General features: G+C 70.8%; 4 protein-coding genes and 2 pseudogenes. 1 reads left to right on the forward strand and 5 read right to left on the reverse strand.

What is annotated here, in order from left to right; genetic code table 11:
• Positions 1–117 precede the first annotated feature (117 nt).
• The 4 genes from glmM to ACK4HH_RS13095 all read right to left on the reverse strand — a co-directional run bounded on the left by glmM (position 118) and on the right by ACK4HH_RS13095 (position 3,539).
• A complete protein-coding gene (gene glmM, locus ACK4HH_RS13080; protein ID WP_409652774.1) occupies positions 118–1,479 on the reverse strand; it encodes a phosphoglucosamine mutase in 1,362 nt (453 codons plus the stop codon).
• A 22-nt stretch (positions 1,480–1,501) separates the two neighbouring features.
• Complete coding sequence (gene rpsI, locus ACK4HH_RS13085) at positions 1,502–2,005, reverse strand: 30S ribosomal protein S9 (RefSeq protein ID WP_409652779.1); 504 nt, start codon at positions 2,003–2,005, stop codon at positions 1,502–1,504.
• 38 nt (positions 2,006–2,043) lie between these two features.
• Complete coding sequence (rplM, locus tag ACK4HH_RS13090) at positions 2,044–2,490, reverse strand: 50S ribosomal protein L13 (protein WP_409652777.1); 447 nt, start codon at positions 2,488–2,490, stop codon at positions 2,044–2,046.
• 176 nt (positions 2,491–2,666) lie between these two features.
• A complete protein-coding gene (locus ACK4HH_RS13095; protein WP_409652782.1) occupies positions 2,667–3,539 on the reverse strand; it encodes a tRNA pseudouridine synthase A in 873 nt (290 codons plus the stop codon).
• Between the two features lie 72 nt (positions 3,540–3,611).
• Between ACK4HH_RS13095 and ACK4HH_RS13100 the strand changes: the two are divergent.
• A pseudogene (locus tag ACK4HH_RS13100) lies at positions 3,612–4,166 on the forward strand (acyltransferase family protein); the annotation flags it as partial.
• A 273-nt stretch (positions 4,167–4,439) separates the two neighbouring features.
• On the opposite strand, the pseudogene ACK4HH_RS13105 reads toward ACK4HH_RS13100, so the two are convergent.
• Positions 4,440–4,733 (reverse strand): annotated as a pseudogene (locus ACK4HH_RS13105) (ribose-phosphate pyrophosphokinase-like domain-containing protein); the annotation flags it as partial.
• Between the last annotated feature and the right edge of the window lie 157 nt (positions 4,734–4,890).

Consider the following 4,890-nt stretch of genomic DNA (forward strand, 5'->3'; position numbering starts at 1 on the left):
CTTCCACAGACAAACGGGCATTAGCGTGAAGCTCCATCGGGCTCCTTCAGGTGAGAGCGACTAGACACCCTCAAGCCTGGAGGAGCCCGACCTGAACAACGTCCCTAGGAACTACAGCTAGACCGCGAGCTGCTCGCGCACGACGTCGGCGAGCCGGTCGGCGACCTGCTCGGCCGTGCCCTGGTCGGCCGCCTCGACCATGACCCGCACCATCGGCTCGGTGCCGCTCGCGCGCAGCAGCACGCGGCCGCTGTCGCCGAGCGCGGCCTCCTCGGCCTCGACGGCCGCCGCGATGACGCCGTGCCCGTCGAGCGCCGTGCGGTCGACGCCACGCACGTTGATGAGCACCTGGGGGAACACGGTCATGACGTCGGCGAGCTCGGCGAGCGTGCGCCCCGAGCGCACCATCTCGGCCGCGAGCTGCAGCCCGGTGAGGATTCCGTCGCCCGTCGTCGCGTGGTCGCTGAAGATGATGTGGCCCGACTGCTCGCCGCCCAGGCTCAAACGGTGCTCGGCGAGCGCCTCGAGCACGTGGCGGTCGCCCACGCCCGTCTCGATCATGCGGATGCCGTGCTCGGCCATCGCGCGCTTGAGCCCGAGATTGCTCATGACCGTCGCGACGAGCGTGTCATCGACGAGCATGCCGCGGGCCTGCAGCGAGACGGCGAGGATCGCCATGATCTGGTCGCCGTCGATGACGCGGCCCCGGGCATCCACCGCGAGGCATCGGTCGGCGTCGCCGTCGTGGGCGATGCCGAGGTCGGCGCCGTGCTCGAGCACGGCGGCCTGCAGGGGGCCGAGGTGCGTCGAGCCGACGCCCTCGTTGATGTTGAGGCCGTCGGGATCGCTGCCGATGACGGTGACCCGCGCACCCGCGTCGGCGAAGACCTGGGGCGAGATGCCCGCGGCGGCGCCGTGGGCGCAGTCGATCACGACGTGCAGCCCGGCGAGCGACACATCGAGGGTGCCGAGCAGGTGCAGCAGGTAGCGGTCTTCTGCATCGGCGAAGCGACGGATGCGGCCGACACCCGCCCCGGTGGGGGCGAGCTTCTCGGCCGCGAGCGCGGCCTCGATGCGGTCTTCGACCGCGTCGGGCAGCTTCGTGCCGCCGAACGAGAAGAACTTGATGCCGTTGTCGGGCGCCGGGTTGTGCGATGCCGAGATCATGACGCCGAAGTCGGCGTGGATGTCACCCACGAGGAACGCCGCAGCGGGCGTCGGGATGACTCCCGCGTCGAGCACGTCGATGCCCGAGCTCGCGAGGCCCGCCGAGACGGCCGCTGTCAGGAACTGCCCCGAGATGCGGGGGTCGCGCGCGACGATCGCCGTGGGGCGGCGGCCCTGCGCGCGCAGCTCGTCCGCGTGCCGGCCCGTGGTGAGCACGCGGGCAGCGGCCTGAGAGAGCCCGAGGGCCAGCTCAACGGTGAGATCACCGTTGGCGAGCCCTCGGACTCCATCCGTGCCGAAGAGACGACCCATGGCGAGTCCTCTGCTCGAACGGCTAGCGCTTCGAGTACTGAGGAGCCTTGCGGGCCTTCTTGAGACCGGCCTTCTTGCGCTCGATGACGCGCGCGTCGCGCGTCAAGAAGCCGGCCTTCTTGAGGGTCGGGCGGTTGTTCTCGCGATCGATCTCGTTGAGCGCGCGCGCGATAGCGAGACGCAGGGCGCCCGCCTGGCCCGAGGGGCCGCCGCCCGTGATCCGCGCGATGACGTCGTAGGCGCCGCCGAGCTGCAGGATCGTGAAGGGGTCGTTGATCAGCTGCTGGTGCAGCTTGTTCGGGAAGTAGTCCTCGAGCGTGCGGCCGTTCACCTTGTAGGTGCCGGCACCCGGGGTGATGCGCACGCGCGCGATCGCCTGCTTGCGACGACCGACGGCCTGGCCGCCGACCGAGAGGATGGCGCGGGGCGCCGCCGACGCGGCCGGAGCGGCCGACTCGGTCGTGTACGACTCGGGGGCCGAATCGGGAGTGATGTCGTCGGTGTTCACTGCGCCGTTAGTGGTCATGTCTGCCACGATGCTGTTCCTTAGCGTCTTCGCGGCCGCTACTGGGCGACCTGGTCGAGGGTGTAGGTCGTCGGCTGCTGCGCAGCGTGCGGGTGCTCGGCACCCGCGTAGACCTTGAGCTTCTTCATCTGGGCGCGGCCGAGCGAGTTCTTCGGCAGCATGCCGCGAATAGCCTTCTCGACGGCGCGCTCGGGGTTCTTCTCGAGCAGCTCGGAGTACGAGGTGGCCGTGAGGCCGCCCGGGTAGCCCGAGTGGCGGTAGGCCTTCTTCTGCGCGAGCTTCGAGCCCGTGAGGGCGACCTTGGCGGCGTTGGTGATGATGACGAAGTCGCCCATGTCCATGTGCTGGGCGAAGGTCGGCTTGTGCTTGCCGCGCAGGAGGGCGGCGGCGTGGCTGGCGAGGCGGCCCAGGACGACATCGGTTGCGTCGATGACGACCCAGTTGCGCTGAACGTCAGCGGGAGTGGGGCTGAATGTGCGCGTCACAGTGCGTACTTTCGTGTCGAGTAGTTCGTGAATCCCGCTCCGGGGGGAGTTCGTTCTGAAGAAACAGAGCGAACGCCGCGGTGGAGGGCTCAACCGGATGACCGTCGGCGACGGACACCAAGGGTCGAGCCTACCGGCACGCGGGTGCCCGGTCAATTCACCCGCGACGGCGCCGCTCAGTCTGAGGGGTCGGATGCCCGGCCGAGCGGTTCGCGGCGCGCCCGGGTCAGCTCGGCGCGTGCCCCGAGCTCGTCGTCAGGCGGGTAGCCCACCTCGATGAGCGTGAGCCCCTTCGCCGCGACGACCGCGAAGGCGTTGGCCTTGACGGCGTCGGCGAGGATTCCGCTCAGCCGCGCGCCGTCGAGCCGGCCGAGCCCCACGGCCACCGCCGCCCCGACGAGCGCGCGCACCATCGAGTGGCAGAAGGCGTCGGCGCGCACGCGGGCCACGAGAACGCCCTCGGTATCCCGTGTCCACCCGTAGTCGAGCAGGGTGCGGATGGTGGTGGCGCCCTCGCGCGGTTTGCAGAAGGCCGCGAAGTCGTGCAGGCCCGTGAGGCTCGCGGCAGCAGCATCCATCGCCGCCGTGTCGAGCTCAGCGTGGTGCCACAGGGTGTGCGTGCGGCGGCGGGGGTCGCGATGGCTGAGCGCGTCGGCGATGCGGTACTCGTACCGGCGCCAGACCGGTGAGAACCGCGCGTCGAAGCCGGCCGGGGCCACCGAGACCCGGTCGATCACCACGTCGGCGGCCGTCGCGGCGACGATGCCGTTGAGCCGCCGCGCGACCGACTGCTCGACCGAGCCGGCGCGCCGCGACGACGCGAGACGACGGTACTGCTCGGCCGTGAGGTCGATGTGGGCCACCTGCCCGGTGGCGTGCACGCCCGCGTCGGTGCGGCCTGCCACGACGAGGCGTACCTCGAGCTCGGGATCGCGCAGCAGCGTCGCGATCGCGGCGTCGAGCACACCCTCGACCGTGCGCAGGCCGGGTTGGCGGCTCCAGCCCGAGAACGAGGTTCCGTCGTAGGCGAGGTCGAGCCGCAGGCGCACAGTCTCCACGACTGCTGAGTCTACGGCGCGGGGTTTGACCGCGCGGCCCGCGACGACGACGCTAGAGGCACCATGTCGGCCATCAGCACGAGCAGCGTCGCCCGTGACCGCCTTGCGGGCCTCGACGGTCTGCGGGCGCTCGCGATCGTGCTCGTGCTCGCGTACCACCTGTTCCCGGGCCTCGCGCCCGGGGGCTTCATCGGGGTCGACGTGTTCCTGGTCGTGAGCGGCTACCTCATCACGGCCCTCCTCGTGGCCGAGCACCGCGCGCACGGGCGCATCGCAGTGCGCCGGTTCTGGGCCCGCCGTGCGCGTCGGCTGCTGCCCGCTCTCATCGTCATGGTCGGGCTCTCCGCAGCGGTCGCGGCGCTCATCGGCGGCGACGTGCTCGTCGGCATCGGCTGGCAGCTCGCGGGCGTGTTGACCTTCAGCAGCAACTGGTGGTCGATCGCGCAGGGCTCGAGCTACCTCGACCAGACGAGCCCCGAGCTCTTCCGCCACGCGTGGTCGCTCGCCGTCGAAGAGCAGTTCTACCTGCTCTGGCCGCTCGCGGTCGTCGCCCTGCTGCTCATCCCGTGGCGCGGCCTGCGCGTCGCGCTCCCGGTCGCTCTCGCCGCGGTCTCGGCCGTCGGGCTCGCGCTGCTCGCCGGTGACCCGGCGATCGACCCGGCTCCCGCCACGGCGGCGGACCACGCGACACAGACGCACGGCTTCGGCCAGCGGCTCGGCGCCGCTGAGTACCACCGCCTGCGGCACCGGGATGGCCTGCTCCAGCCGATCGATGCGGTGCAGGTGCGGGTCCACCGTGATCACCGCGTCGAACAGGCCCGCCAGAAACCCGCCCACCACCTGCTGGCTCACGGCCTCGCCGGGGTGAAAGGCGATGTCCTGCCGCATGTAGGCAAGGTACGGCGCCACCAGTGTGAGGTGCTGTGCGCCCAGGTTGCGGGCCGTTCGGTCGGCCAGCAGCAGCTCCACCAGCTTTTCGTTGGGCTGGTGAAGGCTGCGCAGCAGCACCGCGCGCGGCGGCAACCGCCCTGCGGCATCGACCGGAAGGCGCAGCTTGAGTTCACCGTCGGGGAAGCGGTGGCGCTCGATGAGCATTGCAGTCAAGCCAGCAGCCTGCGCCAGGCGCATGGCAGGCGCGGCTTCGTCGTCGAAATAAAGCAAACAGGCGGCTTCAGGCAGGGCCATGGTCAGAACTCCACAAACACGCGTGGCACTTCGTCGGCGGTGCCCAGGCGATAGCCGCTGTCTCGCTCGCACGCGTGGCGCGCAAACTCCAGGTCGGCCGGGTAGCTGGCGTGCACGCGGTACAGCAAGTCCCCGGCAGCCACGGTGTCGCCCAGCT

Source organism: Microcella sp. (genome assembly GCF_046296455.1).
Classification (GTDB): Bacteria; Actinomycetota; Actinomycetes; order Actinomycetales; family Microbacteriaceae; genus Microcella.

Coding starts and splice junctions, on each gene's coding strand:
- glmM (WP_409652774.1), bottom strand. CDS start 1,479: ATGGGTCGTCTCTTCGGCACGGATGGAGTCCGAGGGCTCGCCAACGGT.
- rpsI (WP_409652779.1), bottom strand. CDS start 2,005: ATGACCACTAACGGCGCAGTGAACACCGACGACATCACTCCCGATTCG.